14 protein-coding genes are annotated in these 17410 nt (G+C 63.5%); 6 read left to right on the forward strand and 8 right to left on the reverse strand.

What is annotated here, in order from left to right:
* Positions 1-33: 33 nt before the first annotated feature.
* Genes ACFE87_RS10010 through ACFE87_RS10025 form a run of 4 tightly spaced genes read right to left on the reverse strand, consistent with a single transcriptional unit; the run spans position 34 to position 3355 of the window.
* Positions 34-1314, reverse strand: coding sequence for a TRAP transporter large permease subunit (locus tag ACFE87_RS10010; RefSeq protein WP_375459479.1), 1281 nt, complete (start codon positions 1312-1314; stop codon positions 34-36).
* A gap of 49 nt (positions 1315-1363) precedes the next feature.
* Positions 1364-1873: a TRAP transporter small permease gene (locus ACFE87_RS10015; RefSeq protein ID WP_375459480.1), complete on the reverse strand. Its 510-nt coding sequence runs from the start codon at positions 1871-1873 to the stop codon at positions 1364-1366.
* 34 nt (positions 1874-1907) lie between these two features.
* Positions 1908-2351 (reverse strand): type II 3-dehydroquinate dehydratase, encoded by a 444-nt coding sequence (locus ACFE87_RS10020; RefSeq protein WP_375459481.1) that lies wholly within the window; start codon positions 2349-2351, stop codon positions 1908-1910.
* Positions 2352-2365: 14 nt separating this feature from the next.
* Positions 2366-3355 carry a TRAP transporter substrate-binding protein gene (locus ACFE87_RS10025; RefSeq protein ID WP_375459498.1) on the reverse strand — a complete coding sequence of 330 codons (990 nt, stop codon included), beginning with the start codon at positions 3353-3355 and terminating at the stop codon, positions 2366-2368.
* Positions 3356-3526: 171 nt separating this feature from the next.
* On the opposite strand from ACFE87_RS10025, the gene ACFE87_RS10030 reads away from it, so the two are divergent.
* On the forward strand, positions 3527-4285 hold the full coding sequence (locus tag ACFE87_RS10030; protein WP_375459482.1) for a GntR family transcriptional regulator: 759 nt from the start codon (positions 3527-3529) through the stop codon (positions 4283-4285).
* Positions 4286-4300: 15 nt separating this feature from the next.
* On the opposite strand, the gene ACFE87_RS10035 is transcribed toward ACFE87_RS10030, so the two are convergent.
* Positions 4301-5179 carry a hypothetical protein gene (locus ACFE87_RS10035; RefSeq protein WP_375459483.1) on the reverse strand — a complete coding sequence of 293 codons (879 nt, stop codon included), beginning with the start codon at positions 5177-5179 and terminating at the stop codon, positions 4301-4303.
* 147 nt (positions 5180-5326) lie between these two features.
* A complete protein-coding gene (locus ACFE87_RS10040; RefSeq protein WP_375459484.1) occupies positions 5327-5947 on the reverse strand; it encodes a tyrosine-type recombinase/integrase in 621 nt (206 codons plus the stop codon).
* A gap of 162 nt (positions 5948-6109) precedes the next feature.
* Here ACFE87_RS10040 and ACFE87_RS10045 point away from each other — a divergent pair, with 162 nt between their 5' ends.
* The 5 genes from ACFE87_RS10045 to ACFE87_RS10065 all read left to right on the forward strand — a co-directional run bounded on the left by ACFE87_RS10045 (position 6110) and on the right by ACFE87_RS10065 (position 16192).
* A complete protein-coding gene (locus ACFE87_RS10045) occupies positions 6110-6616 on the forward strand; it encodes a hypothetical protein (protein WP_375459485.1) in 507 nt (168 codons plus the stop codon).
* Between the two features lie 368 nt (positions 6617-6984).
* Positions 6985-13110, forward strand: coding sequence for a hypothetical protein (locus ACFE87_RS10050; protein WP_375459486.1), 6126 nt, complete (start codon positions 6985-6987; stop codon positions 13108-13110).
* 462 nt (positions 13111-13572) lie between these two features.
* Complete coding sequence (locus tag ACFE87_RS10055) at positions 13573-14154, forward strand: DUF3489 domain-containing protein (protein ID WP_375459487.1); 582 nt, start codon at positions 13573-13575, stop codon at positions 14152-14154.
* A gap of 92 nt (positions 14155-14246) precedes the next feature.
* Positions 14247-14651, forward strand: coding sequence for a DUF2924 domain-containing protein (locus ACFE87_RS10060; RefSeq protein WP_375459488.1), 405 nt, complete (start codon positions 14247-14249; stop codon positions 14649-14651).
* Positions 14648-16192 (forward strand): recombinase family protein, encoded by a 1545-nt coding sequence (locus ACFE87_RS10065; protein ID WP_375459489.1) that lies wholly within the window; start codon positions 14648-14650, stop codon positions 16190-16192. The genes ACFE87_RS10060 and ACFE87_RS10065 overlap by 4 nt, the downstream gene beginning before the upstream one ends.
* 404 nt (positions 16193-16596) lie before the next feature.
* Here ACFE87_RS10065 and ACFE87_RS10070 read toward each other — a convergent pair whose 3' ends face one another.
* Both ACFE87_RS10070 and ACFE87_RS10075 read right to left on the reverse strand, forming a co-directional pair.
* Positions 16597-16791 carry a hypothetical protein gene (locus tag ACFE87_RS10070; RefSeq protein WP_375459490.1) on the reverse strand — a complete coding sequence of 65 codons (195 nt, stop codon included), beginning with the start codon at positions 16789-16791 and terminating at the stop codon, positions 16597-16599.
* Positions 16782-17410: ImmA/IrrE family metallo-endopeptidase (locus ACFE87_RS10075; RefSeq protein WP_375459491.1), on the reverse strand; the 629-nt coding region annotated here is incomplete at its 5' end. The genes ACFE87_RS10070 and ACFE87_RS10075, both read right to left, overlap by 10 nt.

The raw sequence follows: 17410 nt of genomic DNA on the forward strand, positions 1-17410 counted from the left end.
ATCCTCCCTGAAATTTTGTCTTCGGCCACGAATCTAGCCGCCAAGCCAGCGGGCCGGGCCCGTGACCAGGACGGGAAACAAGATGAGCAGAAGAAGAACGAGCAATTGGGCGATCATGAAGGGCCAAACGCCCTTGATGATGTCCTCCATGCTGATCTTCGACACGCCGCAGACTACATTCAACACCACGCCCACAGGCGGCGTGATCAGGCCAATAGCGTTGTTGATGATGAACAGCACGCCAAAATATACCGGGTCGATTCCAGCCTGTTTTACGATAGGCATCAAAATGGGCGTCAGGATCAGGATGGTCGGCGTCATGTCGAGCGCCGTGCCGACGATCACGACGATCACCATCAGAGCGATCATCAGGATCGTGTTGTTGCCCATGAAGGGCTGGACCAGCCCCACGATCTGGTTCGCGATGTCCGAGACCGTGATCAGCCAGGATGAGACGAGCGCGGCGGCCACCAGGAACATGACAATGGCCGTCGTCTGCGCGGCCGACACGAAGACGCCAAGGAGCTGAGTGGGCTTCAGTTCGCGATACACGAACACGGCGATGAAGAGCGAATAGACCGCGACGACGACCGCGGCTTCCGTGGGGGTGAAGATCCCAAAGCGGAGGCCGAAGATGATGATGAAAGGCAGCATCAGCGCCCAGAAGCCGTCCCGGACGGCCTTCAGGATCTCCCGCGCCGATCGCCGCGGCAGGCTCTCGGCCTGGTCGTTGCGGGCCACCCACCACCAGGCGACGCAGAGGCCGAGGCCGAGCATAATCCCGGGAGCGATGCCGGCGAGGAACAGCTTCGTGATCGAGACGCCCCCGGCAACGCCGAACAGCACGAAGCCGATCGAGGGCGGGATGATCGGCGCGATGATACCGCCCGCTGCGACAAGCCCGGCCGATTTCGCTTTGTCGTGGCCGGCCGCGACCATCATGGGGACGAGAAGAGCAGCGAGCGCCGCCGCATCCGCGACCGCCGAGCCTGACAGCGACGCCAGGATGCATGATGTCAGGATCGCCACATAGCCAAGGCCGCCACGGATATGGCCACAGGCAGCGAGCGCCACGTCGACGATGCGCTTGGCGAGACCCCCCGTATTCATGATCTCGCCGGCCAGCATGAAGAACGGCACGGCCATGAGCGGAAAGGAATCCGCGCCGTTGATTACGTTCTGGGCGATGATCTGGGCGTCGAAGATGTCGATGTACCACATCAGCGCGACGCCGCAGATCAGGAGCGCATAGGCGATCGGCATGCCGATCGCCATGGCGGCGAGCAGCGAGACCGTGAAGACGATGACGGTCATGCGGCGCGCCCCGGTCTAGGGCGAGTGGCCGGCGGACTGCCGCGGCGCATCAATGCTCCTCCGACTCGCGTATGGCGACGAGATCGTCCTCGCCCATCCGACCGCGGGTGAGACGGATAAGATCGGCCGTCAGGATGAAGAGGACCGACACCCCGAACACCACGCCCACCAGGTAAACCCAGCCTTCCGAGAGGCCGGAGGCGGGCGCCCGGGTGTCCCAGTTGATCTTGGTCTGCGCCCAGCTCCCCGTTGTTAGGAGCCAAGTCGCGAACAGCATCAGGCCGTGGCTCGCCACGAAGCACGCCCGCTTGCCCCAGGCCGGCAGCGTCTTCACGAGCATGTCGACACCCAGATGCGCATGTTCCCGCATCCCCACGATGGCGCCGAGGAAGACGAGCCAGACGAAGGCCCAGCGCGATAGCTCCTCCGAGACCGTGATGCCGGAATTGAAGGCGTAGCGCAGGACGACGTTGCCGAAGACGAGCACGACCATGACGGCCAGCAACCCCGCCATGGCGAGCTTCAGGAGCCTGAAATAGCCCTCGAGCAGGAAGGTCATCTGGCCTGCTTTCGTGCGAGCGGGAGAGGGAGGGTCAGGCCGCCTGGCCGCTCAGCATGTGCCGGATCGACTGGACGGCCACGACGTATCCGTAGGGCCCGAGGCCCGCGATCACGGCGGTTGCGACTGCCGAGACGAGCGACTTGTGGTACATCGGCTCGCGCTTGTGGACGTTCGAGATGTGCAGCTCGATGATCGGGCCCGGGAACATCTTGAGCGAGTCCATGACGGCCATTGAGTAGAACGTGAAGGCGGCCGGGTTGATAATGATGGCTGAGCCCTCGTCGATCGCCTCGTGCACCCAGTCGATGATCTCGTATTCCTTGTTCGATTGCCGGAAGACGAGCGGATCACCTGAGGCCGCCTCGATGCACATCTGCTCGACTTCGGCGAGCGTCGTCCGGCTGTAGATCGTGGGCTCGCGCGTGCCGAGCCGATTCAGGTTCGACCCGTTCAGCACATAGATCGGCTTGGTCATGATCATCTCTCGGCTCATTTCGCCGTGTGAATGCGGGTGAGTTCGGCGTCGAAGAGCTTGACTGTCGCCGGGTCGTATTCCGCCGAGAACTTTTCTGCGATCGACTTCGTCGTGGCGCGCATGCCGGCGAGTTCGGCCGGCGCCAACTCGTTCACCTGCATGCCCTTCTGCTTGAGCTCATCGACGGCCTTCGCAGCGGCCTCGCGGCTGACCTTGCGCTGGTAGTCGCGCGACTCGATCGCCGCTTCGTTCAGGATGCGCTTCTCGGTGTCCGAGAGCCTGTCCCAGAACTTCTTTGAGACCAGAATGATGTTGGTGCTGTAGGTATGGTTTGTCTGACTCAGGTACTTCTGCACCTCGAAAAACTTGTTCGACAGGATGACGGAGAAGGGATTCTCCTGCCCGTCGACCGTGCGGCTTTCCAAAGCGCCGTAGAGCTCGGTGAAGCTCAACGGGACTGGGTTCGCCCGGAACGCCTTGAAGGTCTCCAGATAGACGGGGTTCGGGATAACCCGGATTTTGATGCCGTCGAGATCTGAACCCTTGGTGATCGGCCGACGGCTGTTGGTGACGTTCCGGAAGCCGAGGTCCCAGTAGCCAAGGCCGATCAGGTCCTTCTCGGGTAGCTTGTCGAGCAGCACCTTGCCGAACGGCCCATCGAGCAGCGCATCAGCCTGCTCTGGCGTGCTGACGATGAACGGGAAGTCGATCAGCCCGAATTCCTTGACGATGCCGGCGAGCGACGTCGTCGCCGGCGACTGCATCTCCTGGGTGCCGCCGCGCAGAGCCGATTGCTGCTGCATCTCGCTGCCAAGCTGATTCGACGGAAATTCACGGACCTTCAGCTTGCCGCCGCTCTTCTGGGCGACGATCTCCTGGAACTTCTTCACCCCCATGCTGACGGGGTGGTCGGTATTGTTCAGGTGGCCCCAGCGGATCGTCCGCTCCTGGATGTCCTGGGCCTGCGCCAGCCCCGAACTCGCCGCCATCGTCGCAAGCGACATAAGGCCGATCGCCAATGCGCGTCTCATTCCATCCTCCCTTGATTTCTTGACCGACTAGAACCGGCGGTCAGCGATTGCAATGAGATTCTGCATTTCATCTGGCATTTCCGATTCCGGGGGACAGTTCGTGTTTCGCTTGCCTCCTCCCACTTGGAGTGCGACATAGTTCGCATGGGCACGCTGGTGAATCTGGGCGGAGAAGGTCAGAGCGCCGAGACGATCGGACAGGTCCTCTACACGCGCATCCGGGCCGACATCGTGTTCGGCCGCCTGTCCCCCGGCGAGCGCCTGCGGCTCGATGCGTTCAGCCAGCGATACGGGTCCAGCGTCAGCACGATGCGGGAGTTGCTGAGCCGGCTCGTCTCCGAGGGCCTCATCGTCGCCGAAGGACAAAGGGGCTTCGAGGTTGCGCCCGTCTCACCCGAAGAGTTCCGGGAGATCGCAGAGTTGCGGCTTCTGATCGAAGCGCATGCCCTGACCCAGTCCTTCTCCCGCGGCGATCTCGATTGGGAAGCCTCGGTGGTCGCAGCCCATCACAAGCTATCCGTCACCGAAGCGAAGATGCTCCAGGCAACGGGCGGAGATCCCGAACTCTGGAAGCAATGCGACCGCGACTTCCATCACGCGCTGATCGCCGCCTGCGGCTCCCGTGCGCTGATGGCCACGCACGCGACAGTCTACGATAAATACCTGCGGTACCAGATGGTGGCGGTCGTCTTTCGCGGCGAAATTGCGGCGCGCGAGCACGGCGAATTGCTCGATTGCGCGCTGTCACGCGACGCGAAGCGGGCCAACGCCATCCTGCACACGCACATCCATAGCTGCGTGGACCACGCCCTCGCCGAACCAAACCCGGACTGGGCGAGGAGCAAGGGATCTCGGCCACCGGAGAGGGAGCCGGGGGCCGCCAGAGCGCCACGCCGAAGCTAGTCGGGCGCCCCTGCTCTAAGAGCTCGAAAGATTGAATTGACATATGTGACGGCCGACTTGGGCGCGATCCGGCGGTTGGTGAGTCAAGCTCGGCTCTTCTGCAGTGCGCCTGCCACGTAGCAGGATGCGCACCTCTTCCGGCCAGTTTGGCTGCCGACGTTGCGCGAGATCCGCTGCCAGCGTGCGTTCAAACTCGAGATCGATGCATCCTTGATCATTCTTGTGCACGAGCTTCACGCGTTTCGGAAAACCAATATCCTTGAAGATCATCCAATCGGACTTCGGACCCTTTGGACCGGGCGGGGCCATGATAAAGTTCGGGTAATTGGATCGAAGATATTCCCAGTATTGACGGTGAAACGCAGTTTTGCCGGCGTGAATTTTCATGACATAACCACGCCGACCCTGCTCAATCGCTTCTGCCAAAACGGCTTGACGCCAAGCCGCACGCGGACCCTCTTGAGCCACGAACCAGTCCCTGATCGCCTCGTACGCAATCTTGTGCTCGTAAGCAGTCGTCATCGGCAGCGAGTCCAGGTATCGCTGCGGCGCTGCCATCGCCGTGACGAATTGGTCGTAGAGACCGGCCTCCAGTGCGCGAATGCCACGGATGTGATATCGCATGTCCTGCTCATCTTGTTCGGGAGCCGCGATCTTATTCTCGATGAGAACTGCGACTCTCTGATTGGCGAGACGAACACGGAGCAGGAGGTCGGTTTCGCCGTCCTCGTCGCATAATGAGTGCCACGCTCCGTCGAACTCGGCTCCCGGCCCGAAGCCAGCTCTCTCCACGAACCAAGCCGCAAAAGACGGAACGACGTGGAATTCCTCCATGAGTAGGAGATCTATATCTCGTTCCTCGACGGACTGAAGGTAGCGACCGAAATCAGGCACGCGCCTCACCGCACAACGACGACCCGCAGCGGTCGCACCACCTCCTGAATGCCTTAGGCTAAACGTTTCAGCAACGAACTCCGACGCCCGGTGTCCACCCGTTTTGCCCCTTGACGATCACGGCGGGTGTGTCCCGCCGTGTCTGCTTCAGAGGTCCGTCTGCTCAGAGAGGACCAGAGCGTCATCGACCTCGATCCCGAGATACCGGACAGTGCTCTCCAGCTTCGTGTGGCCGAGCAGGAGTTGGCAGGCGCGCAGGTTGCCGGTCCGCTTGTACACGAGCGCAACCTTCGTACGGCGCAGGCTGTGCGTGCCGTACGCGGCTGGATCGAGCCCAATCAGAGCAACCCAGTCGTCCAGCAACCTACCGTACTGACGGGTGGTCAGGTGATCGCCTGGGCGGCTCCGGCTGGGGAAGAGCCAGTCGCTACCCCTGACGCTACGGATGCTTAGCCAAGCCGCAAGCGCTTCCCGTGTCGGTTCGGTCAGCTCGAACGGTACGGGCCTGCCGGTCTTCTGCTGTACTATGATGGTGCGAAGCCGGATTGAGTCGCCGAAGTGGACATCCGCGACGCGCAGTTTGACGAGGTCGCAGCCCCGCAGCTTACTGTCGATCGCCGCATTGAACATCGCGAGGTCGCGAACACGGCCCTCGTGCTGCAGCCGGGTCCGAATCGCCCAGATGTGCTTTGGTTTAAGCGGCGGCTTCGGTCCGATGATCCGGCGGTGGTTCCAGGGTCCGCGATTGGTCTCGTGATCTGAACGCATGACACTCTCCAAGGTAGGAGAGCTCAGGATCGCGCTCAGCATGCCGGAGCACTACCGGCCTGCGCCACAAGGCGACTTAGGCTGGCTTCCAGAAAGCGGACTTGAGTTCGGGCTGTGCAAGAGGCGAGGATGGGCCCCTCCGAACCTCGGTCATTAGCTCTGATGCCCTTCTACACGTACTCGGTCACGCCTTCCGGATCGGCGCATCGCTATAACCAGAGGAGATCGGTTAAGCTCGCCGGTGGCGGTCTTATCTTCCAGGCCTGGCGGGCACGAGGTTGCCCTGTCGGCCAATGGTCGGCCTCCGCACGAGAGTTGTTGGAAGCCGCCGCCCTCCCGCCAGAGCGGGCCATCGTCATCGATTCTGCGCCGGGGCGCTCGACCGTAAGCCTCTTCCAAGTCAAGCACGTCCTCGGATTTCAGTATGATGGCTGGAGTGACGGTTGGTCACCGATCTGCTTGTGCCACGAGGAGCTGTTTGTCGATCGAGAGGTGGAGGGTGACAAGGATCAATTCAAAGAAGACTTTATCGATGATACTTGCTTACGCAGCCCTGTTCGATCGTTCCTGTACCTGAGAGAGGGTATCTGGGGCGGGTCTTCCCGATTCTCTTCGGCTCTGCTCTGGAAAGACGCCTGGGAGTTCTTCAGAGATTGGAATGCTTTGTAAGCTCTTGCAGCCTACGCCGGCTAGGGCGCACCTTAAATCGACTCTCGTTATCCAAAGCAATGAACGGTCATGTCTTTCTCTTCCAGAAGAGGGCGCCAGAAGCGACCGTGATATCCCCTCGGTACCGGACCAGTTCCGGTAGGGTCTAGGCATTTACTTAGGGCGGAAGTCATTGATTGGCGACACGTGCTGCGAGTTCAGCGGGTCGTAGCCCCCGTGGTATTTGGGCATCTTAATGCCTTTCCGGCTGCCGCGTTCTCTGATTGAATCCGTCTCGGCGCCAACCCTCGTTGCGCGCCAACCAGTGGTAGTGACGCAGGAATTCCGATAGATGGCCAGGCACGAACTTACACCCAGAATCGACCAAAATGGCAGGCTATAAAGCCACGCAAGTTCGCAAACCCACTGACGAAACGGAGTTCGAACGGAACTGCGTCGAACTCTTCAAAGCTGAGCTCAACGACCCGAACGCGCAGCGTATCGGACGACGCGGGCAGAGCCAAGACGGGGTGGACATCACGGCCTATCGTGACCGCGACCCGGAGCGGCTCGTCGGCGTGCAATGCAAGCTGAAGACCGGTTCAGCAAAGCTGACCGCCGACGAGGTCGAAGCAGACGTTAAGAAGGCACTTCAATACAATCCGCCACTTCAAGAACTCATATTCGCGACAACCTCCGACAACGACACGCGTCTCGACCAGCTCGCGCAGCGGCTGACAATCGAGCAACATCGTCTCGGACGAGCGATCCAAGTCGCAATTTGGGGGTGGGGCGTTCTACAGGACAAGGTAAACCTGCACGAATCCGCCAAGCTGGCATTCGACGCTGGGTGGAGCCCGAGCCTGAGCGCTCAGACTAAGAACACGGAGGCTGTTCTCGCTAGCAGTCAGCGCGCCGAGGCAACGCTTGCCCAGATATCGGAAAAGATCGACGCCGCTTCTTTCCAGCGTCTTCCACAAGCCTATGCCGATCGTGAGCTTCAGGCTTGCCTGACACGCGTACTCCGGCGCCGCGGATTCGCTGAAGCAGACATCCAGCAGGAGCTTACGGCGCTCGCGCGACGCGCCCTTGATGGCGACCTTGTCTACGGAGCAGCATCGCTCCGCGCGGAGATCTGTCAGCGGGCGGCGCGGTCCAACGCAGCAGCCAATACGCTCGCGCTCGCCCGAGAGTTCCGCGAAGCGGCGTCTCGCCTCGATCCAGCGCTTGATCTGTCGATCGTTGACGCCCTGCTCACGGAGGCTGACGGCGATCCCTCCGCCGCGTTACGCGCGTTGCGGTCCCGCACCGACCCTGATGGGCGAACAGCGACCTTCAGCATCTTGATCCGCAGGGATCGTGCCGAGGCCTTGCGATGGATGCTCGAGGCCGGCCTGAACCCGTCTGACTTCACCGCCGCGGGGGTGGTGAACCTTATCGTCACATACCTGGCCACGAGCGATCCCTCGCCCGGACTCGCCGCGGCGCAGGAGGCGTCCGATACGTACTACGATGATTGTCCGGTCCTGCTCCTTCTCCGCGCCCAGCTGACCGTCGCTTCCTGTCTGCCGCTCGAACAGCGCTCCGCACTCACACAGGGCCTTCCTCTGAACCCGCGGGCGCTCTCCATCGCGGCTGGAGCGGAGAGCCAGCGCGCGATCCAGCGTGCGAGGGCTGATATCGACCGCTTGCGAACGCAGCTGAGCAGCTTAGGAATCGAAACCCTCGGCGAATTCCTCGCGGAGTTCTCCTTGTGGCTACGCCTCGAAGATCCCACCACCCAAGCGGCGGCACGCCTGCAGCTGGCCCGAGAAATCGCCGATCCGGAATTGACGCTCCGCCGCGTCCGCCTGGCGCTTGCTTTCGACGTGCCGTTCGACCGGGAGGCGCTTGGACGGCATTTGCTCCGTCAGAAAACCTTCGGCGGCTGGACGAGCGACGAGCGTTTCGCAGCACTCCTACTCACCTTCTATACTGGCGATGGTGAAACGATACGCGACTTCGTCGAAGCGCATGAGGACGATCTGTTCAAGCAGACCGATCTCAGCCACGAGGCGATCGCGGTCGCTCATGTCGAGGCCCTAGCCAGAACGGGGGACCTTGAAAGGGCGCGTCAACGGTTAGCTGAGTACCGGGGCAAGTTCCTTGGAGTAGATATAGCCGATTACCTTGTCGAGCTTGTTGGCGCGATCGAGAGCGGAGACGAAGTCGATCCGGTCCGGCGGCGCTTCGAGGACAGCGGCAGCTTGGCTGATCTCCGGACCCTCGTGGCGCTGCTAAAGGCCCGGCGGCGCGTTCGGGATCTCGCACGATACGCGCCGGTGTTGGCGCGCCGTACCAGAACTGCTGAAGATTTCGACACGGCAATGCGGGCCCTGGGCGCCGAAAGTGCATCGCAGGAGGTTCTCTCGCTCGTCGCGGACCTTCCGGAGCTGACCATCGGGAACGTCGAGCACGCCGAGATACATGGCTGGTCGCTGTTCCACCTCGGCCGCGTGGTCGAGGCACGGGCAGTCGCGCGCTCCCTCGATCCGCGTGCGGTAACATCCTCCGGCCGTGAGCTGCTGATTTCGACGGCGGTTGAGACCGGCGACTGGGGCTATCTGCAGAAGCATCTTGTCCAGCAAAGCGAAGCGGTCGACCGTCTACCACCCCGCGAGCTAACGCGCCTTTCGCGCCTCGCTGCGGAAGCAAACAGCCCTTACGCCGCAACGTTCCGCGACGCTGCGCTTCGAGCAGCACCAGATGACCCGCATGTAAACCTGGCCGCCTACATGCTCGCTATGGATTCTGGATTGGAAGAGCGGGACGATCGCGTTCAGGCTTGGTTTCAGAAGGCCGTCGACGCTTCAGGCGAGACGGGCCCTGTCCAGAAGATGTCGATGCGAGAGCTTTTGGACAGGGCGCCCGGCTGGAACGATCATGCGGACAACATCTACAAGAGCGTCCGCCGCGCGGAGACGCCGCTGTTTGTTGCGGCCAGCGCGGTACGGCGCCAGCTAATCGATGTCAGTCTGGGGCAAGCTCTCCGCAACTTGGATGATGACGCAGTGCCGACTCCGATACTGGCGATGCCCGGATGGCGGCCTGTGCGCGATTTGTCCGGCATAGGGAGCGTAGCGCTTGATCCGACTGCGATCTTCACCCTCGAGCTGATAGGGCTCCTGGACGTCGCGCTTACCACGCTCCCACACCCTGCCATCGCGCCCAGCACGCTTGGAGCGATGTTTGTTGAGCGGCAGCACGTTCGGGTGCACCAGCCATCGCAGATCGACAAAGCGAACAGGTTACAAGCGCTTCTTCTGTCTGGTCGCCTGCAAGTGGCAAGCACAGCTGGGCTGACCATTCCCGCCTCTCGGCGGGAGATTCATCCGGAACTCGCGGATCTCCTCACGCTGGCGGGGCGTGACGGGGGTGTGGCTGTGCACAGCGCCCCCGTGACCCGTCTGAGGAGCTATCTCGAAGAAGCCGTCGACATGACGGAATACCAAGAGATGCTCACCGACACGTTGTCGATCCTCAACTTCCTACAGACTGCAGGTCGTGTGGATGCTTCCCAACACGCGACAGCGTTGCGGTACTTACATGTCGTCGACAAAGGCTGGCTGCAGCCAGCTGCCGTGAATGCGTCGGCGACAATCTATCTTGATGATCTTACCGTAACCTACCTTGATCACGTCGGAGCTTTAGAGCCGCTGACGAAGGCGGTCCGCACGGTGCTCATTCATCCCGACCTGCACAAGAAGGTACAGGCAACGCTGCGCCACGGTGAGCGCACCGCCGACCTCTTGGCCGCCATCGAGCGTATCCGGGCGACGCTTGCGCAGCACATCGAGGCTGGAACGCTGGGCTTCACCACGCGCCGGGGGCGGTCGGAGGACGGCGAAGAGGACGATCGGGAGGTGAGCGCCGCGTCCCCGACCATGGACCTTCTCTCAAACCTGACGGTGAGTGGCGGTGTCGTCGCCGACGATCGCAGCCTGAACCGCTATCCCACCTGGCAGGATGCAGCCGGTCATGGTGCTGCCTCGCTTTGCTCGCTCGACGTCTTGCAGCATCTGGAAGCGTCCGGTGCGATCGCTGCGGCCGTACACTGGCAGGCACGCCATCGCCTGCGGATGGCGGGCTACATTGCCGTCCCGATCGCACCGGAGGAGCTTGAGCACCATCTTGCATTCGCGCCGCTGGTGGACGAGGAGCTCGCGGAAACACCGGAGCTAAGGGCCATTCGGTGCAGCATCGCCCTCCCGGGCATCCGGCACTGCCGTTTGCCGTCGGACGAGCCGTGGCTGACCGGTGTACGCTTCGCGATCTGGAAGGCCATGCGCCATCTCTGGGCCACGGCGAACGATCCCGCCACAAAGGCGGCCAGAGCGTCCTGGCTGCTCGAGACGCTGCCCGACCCCATCGATTGGTGCCTGAGCCCTGAAGACGAACAGCAGTGGGAAGCCGCCCTGCAGCAATCAGCTCATCTTTACGGGGCTTTGCTTCTGTTTGTCGACTCAACCAACGATGCTGCCGATGAGTTTAGAGCGTGGCTCTCCCAAAGTTTGCTGCCCGCTGTGGAGGCAAAGACGCCAGACAGGTTTGCGCGCATCTTGAGCTTTCTCCGAAAGTACATCCCGGAGCTGGTAGCCGGGATCGGAGCGGAGATCGGGCAGCCCGCTCAGCAGGCCATTGCGGGCACCATCCTGAACGGACTGCCCGACCGGCTCCGGGCGCCCCTCCTGCTGGATGAATCCTTCCGTCGAGCAGTCGGCATCGACCCACGGTTCTTCTTTCCGTTGGGAGCGCAACTCAGCGTTGAGACGCGGAGCCTGCACAACGCGCTTCGGCGCGCGGCCGACGGCGCGCAAGAGGCGGCCCTCGAACTCCGTGATGGACAGACCTGCTCCGCGGAACTCGGGCGGTCCCCAGGCGGTGCAGCCACCCTCCGGCTCGACCACGAGGGATTTTCCTTTCCCGACGCGGACCTCCTCACGGCAGATCGCGCGCAGCGCAGCGCTGCCCTCGACCGCGTGTTTGGAGACCGTCCTCTCCTGCCGAGCGAACAAGCGCATTGGCGCGCTGCCCTCGCCACCGATCCTCCTGGCGAGGCAGCTTACACGCAGTTGATGTCGGATCTGGCCGAGACGCCCGAGGCACTTAAACGAGAACTCCTCTCGGCCGAGGTGTTCGATCTCGAAACGCTGATCCCGGACGATCGCGCGTATTATGAGCGGCTGATCGGGCCAATGGCCCCGCTGACCGGGGAGGGGATCTCGGAGGCGCGGGTGGCGTTTTGGCGTGAGATGATCCAGCCGTCGCGTCCGGCGGCGCTGCGGCGCTTAGCCTTCAGCGCTGTGTGGCGGCGACTCATCCCTTTCGACGTTCTCGAGGACGTCTCCGAACAGGATGTCGGGGCGTTGTTGCTGGCGAATGATCCGTTCAGCCTCCTCTTCGGCTTCGAGCTTTGCGCGGCCAGAGTCGCCAGGGACGCTGCTTACGTTGCCCTGGGCACGGCCTTCCTGGAGCGCATCGTCGATACCAGCGAAGCCGGCGAGGACCGGTTCAAGCTCTTCAGCGCAGCCGCCATTACGGTCGGGGCTCGCCTGCATTCACGCGTCGCCCTCAGCGACGCGCCTCAAGCTTGGTCGCGCCTCGCGACGCTGGCGCATGCCGGGGTGATTGCAGATGCCCTGCAGGAGCGGGTCAACGCGGAGCCGTTCCTTGCTTTCGTCGTCGAAAACCACCTGGCGGCCTACATGTCGCAAACCGTGGTGGACCGCCGGGAAGCGCCCCGATGGCGGCCGGAGTGGATCCTTCCGGAACATGTCCGCGCGGAACTCGTCGGCAGGGTCCACGGAGCGCTGCTAGCGGTTGCTGAAGAGCATCGGCCGCCGGCATGGATCGCGATCACGCGAGAGGCGACGGAGTTTCTCGGGGAAAGGAAGATGGGCTTGGCCGCCTTTTATCCCGGCCCGTTCGATGATCTCGCCTCTAGCGAGCAGCCGCTCGACGAGGAAAGCCCGCTGGGCGAGGTTCTGACGAAGCTGGAGGCTGCTGCCACCCTCGAGGTCACAGGCGCGGATCATAATCTCGTTTTCGTGCTTGCCGCCCATGCAAGAGTCGCTGATGCCTTCATGCGGCTTGCGTCCCTTCCGCTGGGCGAGCCGGCAGACCTCAACCCGGCGATCGCGGCGTTGCGGCTATGCGCTCATGTGGCCGCGAGCGCGCGCCGGGCCGATCTCGCAGAGGCGACGGTCAATCGCTGCCTCGCCGTCTTCCGCGATGGCGGGGACGTGCGGGCGGCTCCGATCATACTCATCATGGCCGAAGCATGCGCCGCGCGTCAGGAACACCGTGCCTACGGCGAAGCGCTTGGCAACGCCATGCGCTCGTTAGCGTTTTTGATCGCCCGCAGCACGGACCGTGAAGAGTTCGCGATTTTACTTGACGAGTTTGCCACGCGAGACGAACGACTTTCGCCATGGCTGGCACCGGCCAAAGCGATCCCTGCGAACTCGTTAAACTGACAAGGTCCTGATATGCAGGCCCGTCGTCTTATGGGTCATTAGACACTCCTTCTCGACACCTTAGCTGAAGAGCAGACACTCTGAATGCCTGCATTGGGTCACCCCGCTGTTTCGCGGAAGCGCCGATCAGTCCGCCCCAGAGCGGACACACTCGACGTCTGCTTTGGGTCACCATTTCGCATTGCGCGACTGGCAGTTCGGACTCTCACGGATTGTTGGCCGGCTCTCGCACTATCCGCTCGACTACGGGCGCGAAGAGAGCGTGTGTGCTGTCAGGACGACACGTGACCGAGGCCTACCGTATCGCAGCCGCTGACCGCCAGACCTCCCAGAAGCCCTGACCGTAGACGGATCGCCCACGGTGATCCGCTCAGCCCCGCCGGCACGTGCCGATCGCGGGGTTCCGGTGGTGACGGGCGAGACCCGTCCCGAGCCGAGGCTTGGACACTCTGGAGAGCACCGATGTCGAACCTTACCCTGAGCAAGACCGAGACGAAAATCCTGACCGAAGCGGCGAGCCGGGAGGGCGGGCTGCTCCTCCTGCCCGACACCATGAAGGAGGTGAGCCGCCAGCGCCTGCTCGGCAGGCTGGAGAGCACGGGCCTGATCGCGCCCGCCGGCCAGCACGGCGACGATCCCGCCCTGACCACGGCCGGGTACCGGGCGGTCGGGCTTCGGCCACCGCGGGTCCGGAAAGCGAAGGCGGCTGAGGCTTCCACGGAAGCGGGATCGTCGCCGGCCGAGGCTGCGCCTGCAGCCGAGGTGATCGCAACGGACTCGACTCGGCCCGGGACTAAGCAGGCGCTGATTATCTCGCTGCTCGGCCGCCCGGAGGGCGCGAGCCAAGCGGAGATAATTGCCGCCACCGGATGGCTGCCGCATACGACCCGGGCGGCTTTGTCCCGCCTCCGCTCCGCCGGGCACGCGCTGACCAAGAGCGCCCGCGAGGATGGCGTGACGGCATACCGGATCGCGGCTCCCGAGCCCGAGCCGAAGCGCCGCTCCCGCAAGGCTGCGGCTCCGGCCGAGGCTGCTGCAGCGTGATTGGACGGCGCGATCCTGGCAGAGGTCGGCTGGCAGCCGACCCTCGGCTGGCGGCCGATCTCGAACGTCTTGCCGCGCTCGACTTCGCTGGCTTGCGGCGACGCTGGCGCAGGCTGGTCGGGGCCCCGGCTCCCGTACAGCTGCCGCGCTCGCTCCTGCACCGCGTCCTGGCTTACCGGGTCCAGGCGAACGCGCTTGGCGATGTCGACCGCGACACAGCCCGGGAGCTCCGCCGCATGGCGGAGGAGGGTCGCGAGGCGGAGGTGATGCCGCTGCCGGAGCTGCGGCCGGTGAAGCCCGGCACGCTGCTCGTGCGGGAATGGGAGGGTACGCTCCAGCGCGTGATGGTGTTGGCTGAGGGTTACGCCTGGAACGGGGTCACCTATCCGAGCCTCACCGGCGTCGCCCGGGCCATCACCGGATCGAGCTGGAACGGGCCACGTTTTTTCGGCCTGCGTGCCCGGAAAGGGTCACAGGACAGGAGGACGGGCCTGTGATCCAACCTGCTGCCCGGCCACGTCGCTGCGCCATCTACACCCGGGTCTCGACCGAGCACGGGCTCGAGCAGGAGTTCAACTCGCTCGACAACCAGCGCGAGGCCTCCGAGGCTTACGTGAAGAGCCAGGCGCATGAGGGCTGGCGCTGCTTGCCGGGCCGCTACGACGACGGTGGCTTCTCGGGTGGATCGCTCGACCGCCCTGCGCTGCAGAGGCTCCTCGCCGAGATCGCAGCCCGCCGGATCGACGTGGTCGTGGTCTACAAGGTCGACCGCCTCACCCGATCGCTCGCCGACTTCGCCAAGCTCGTCGAGCTGTTCGATGCCCAGGGTGTCTCGTTCGTGTCAGTGACGCAGAGCTTCAACACGACGAGCAGCATGGGCCGACTGACGCTCAACGTGCTGCTCTCATTCGCGCAGTTCGAGCGCGAGGTCACGGGCGAGCGCATCCGGGACAAGATCGCGGCCTCGAAGCAGAAGGGCATCTGGATGGGCGGGGTCGTCCCGCTCGGCTACCGAGCCGCCGACCGCGCCCTGCACGTGGTCAAGGAGCATGCCGCTCTCATCCGCGAGATCTATGCCCGCTATCTCGCGATCGGCAGCGTCACCCGGCTCGCGATCGAGCTGCAGGATGCGTGCATCGTTGTTCCCGAGCGGGTCGACGGTGGTGGGCGACCCTCGGGCGGCAAGCCGTTCAGCCGCGGCCATCTCTACGCCATCCTGCAGAACCCGATCTACGTGGGTCAGCTCTCCCACAAGGGCCGGGTCCATGCCGGGCAGCATCCCGCGATCGTCATTCCGGCCATCTTTGACGCGGTCCAGACGCAGCTCGCGGCCCACACCCATCGCAAGGACCGCTCAAACACCCCATCGGAGCATCTCCTGACCGGGCGCCTGCGGGATGATCGTGGGCATGCGATGAGCCCGACCCATGCCCAGAAGGGCAGTCGCCGCTATCGCTACTACGTCAGCCAGGCCGTGCAACAGGGCCGCAAGCAGGAGGCCGGCAGCATCGCCCGCGTTCCAGCTGCCGAGATCGAGGCCGCCGTCATCGATGCAATGCGAGGCACCACAGCAACCCCATCCGATGTCTCAGATGCCGAGCTTGTCGAGACAATCAGAGAGGTAACGGTCCGACCGGACATCCTCGACATCGAACTCGCGACAGGTAAGCTGATCCAGGCTGCCTGGACCCGCAGCCCGACAACCCGTCAGCGTGAGATCATCGTGCCATCGGGGGGCGAGCCTGATCGCGTTCGGCTTGCCCGCAGCTTGGATCGGACACGGCTGCTGCGAGCCATCGCGCGGGGCCGTGGATGGCTGGACGAGCTCGTTTCCGGCGGCATCGCCGACACTGATGCCATCGCGTCCCGCGAAGGCTGCAGCGAGCGCTCGGTCCGGATGACGCTGTCGCTCGCGTTCCTGTCGCCCGAGATCGTCAGGACCATCGTCCAAGGCGGAGTACCACGCGGCATCGGCCTGGCCCAGCTCGCCGAACAGCCCGCGTCCTGGCACGCCCAGCACGATGCCCTCGGCCTCTGACGGCAGCATCTGCGGAAACGGAATTTAGGGCACCTGAGACCAGGTCCCGAAACAGCCCGACAGAGACCAGAAAAGCCTGATAAGACGGGCTCTTCTTCAGACGCGCCCGGCTAAGTATCGGGAATGTCGATAGAACTCAGGCCCACGCCAGAAACGGTGGTTTAGCCAGACTGGGTGGTGGTGGACGCAGTCCGGCCGAACCTGTCTCCGGCCGTTCCGTCCCTGTTTAACAGGGAAAATACAGGGAATTTGGGTCGATTTTGGACCATCACGTCAATCCGGACCGGAGTTCCGCTAGCGATCGCAGTCACTTGCAGCCGAATTCCCTGCTCGTCGGAACAGGGAATTCACCACGCGGGAGCAGGGAAGCTTGGGTCGGGTATCAGGGAAGGCTCAGGCCTTCGTCAGCGTCCGAACCTGATAGACCGCTCGAAGGCGTCCTCGACGCCGAGGTCGTCCGCTTCATCGCGTTCGATGGCGTGCAGCAGCGTGATCGCCCAGCCGTTGCGTTGTAGGAGTGTCTGGGCGGCGAGCGAAAAGTTGTCTGGCGCTCGCGGCCAGACCGAAGCGTCCACGTCTTCCATCGCGGTCATGCCCATCGCGCCACCTCGAAGATTGGGAGCCGGTCTCCTCTCGTGACTGCCATGGGCGGGAAAGTGGCCGCGGGGGAGCAATAGCTCAGCTGTGCGCCCTTGCTGATCGCAACCGCGAGCGTCTCGGGATGGTGCTCGACATACCGACGTGCTGCAGCTTCCCGGCTGATGTCGAGAAGATCGGACATCGCGACGACCTTCTCGAGATCCGGCGCGCTCCGGCAGAATGGCCGCGTCTTCGAGGGGGGCGCGAGAAGCTCGGCCGCGAACGTGTTGGCCTCGTTTTCCTGACGCCGATGCTGGCCCTGATCGGAGGATGTGCGGGAGAGCATGTCGCTCTGATCGCACCAGAAGCCGGTCTCGGCTGTCGGGACATGGTGCGGCGAGAGATAGTGCCCAAGCTCGTGCGCGAGCGTGAACCGGCGCCTCTGAGGGTGTGACCTTGTTTTGAGGAGGATGCTGCCGCTGCCCCGTTCCGGAGGAGCGATCAGGGCGCCTTCGACGCGGGCGAGCACCTCGACCCTGATCTCGACGATGTCGAGCGCGTAGGCCACTGCCTCGACCAAGACGGCGCCAGGGACGTCTCCTAGTTGATCATGGATCGCGGCCGCGATCCGTGCCGGGT

This window comes from uncultured Enterovirga sp. (genome assembly GCF_964242715.1).
Taxonomy (GTDB): domain Bacteria; phylum Pseudomonadota; class Alphaproteobacteria; order Rhizobiales; family Beijerinckiaceae; genus Enterovirga.

Excerpts from the sequence above, each read along its gene's own strand:
- ACFE87_RS10040 (WP_375459484.1), bottom strand. The coding sequence starts at position 5,947 with ATGCGTTCAGATCACGAGACCAATCGCGGACCCTGGAACCACCGCCGG.
- ACFE87_RS10015 (WP_375459480.1), bottom strand. The coding sequence starts at position 1,873 with ATGACCTTCCTGCTCGAGGGCTATTTCAGGCTCCTGAAGCTCGCCATG.
- ACFE87_RS10020 (WP_375459481.1), bottom strand. The coding sequence starts at position 2,351 with ATGACCAAGCCGATCTATGTGCTGAACGGGTCGAACCTGAATCGGCTC.
- ACFE87_RS10070 (WP_375459490.1), bottom strand. The coding sequence starts at position 16,791 with ATGGGCATGACCGCGATGGAAGACGTGGACGCTTCGGTCTGGCCGCGA.
- ACFE87_RS10025 (WP_375459498.1), bottom strand. The coding sequence starts at position 3,355 with ATGTCGCTTGCGACGATGGCGGCGAGTTCGGGGCTGGCGCAGGCCCAG.
- ACFE87_RS10010 (WP_375459479.1), bottom strand. The coding sequence starts at position 1,314 with ATGACCGTCATCGTCTTCACGGTCTCGCTGCTCGCCGCCATGGCGATC.
- ACFE87_RS10045 (WP_375459485.1), top strand. The coding sequence starts at position 6,110 with ATGCCCTTCTACACGTACTCGGTCACGCCTTCCGGATCGGCGCATCGC.
- ACFE87_RS10050 (WP_375459486.1), top strand. The coding sequence starts at position 6,985 with ATGGCAGGCTATAAAGCCACGCAAGTTCGCAAACCCACTGACGAAACG.
- ACFE87_RS10055 (WP_375459487.1), top strand. The coding sequence starts at position 13,573 with ATGTCGAACCTTACCCTGAGCAAGACCGAGACGAAAATCCTGACCGAA.
- ACFE87_RS10030 (WP_375459482.1), top strand. The coding sequence starts at position 3,527 with ATGGGCACGCTGGTGAATCTGGGCGGAGAAGGTCAGAGCGCCGAGACG.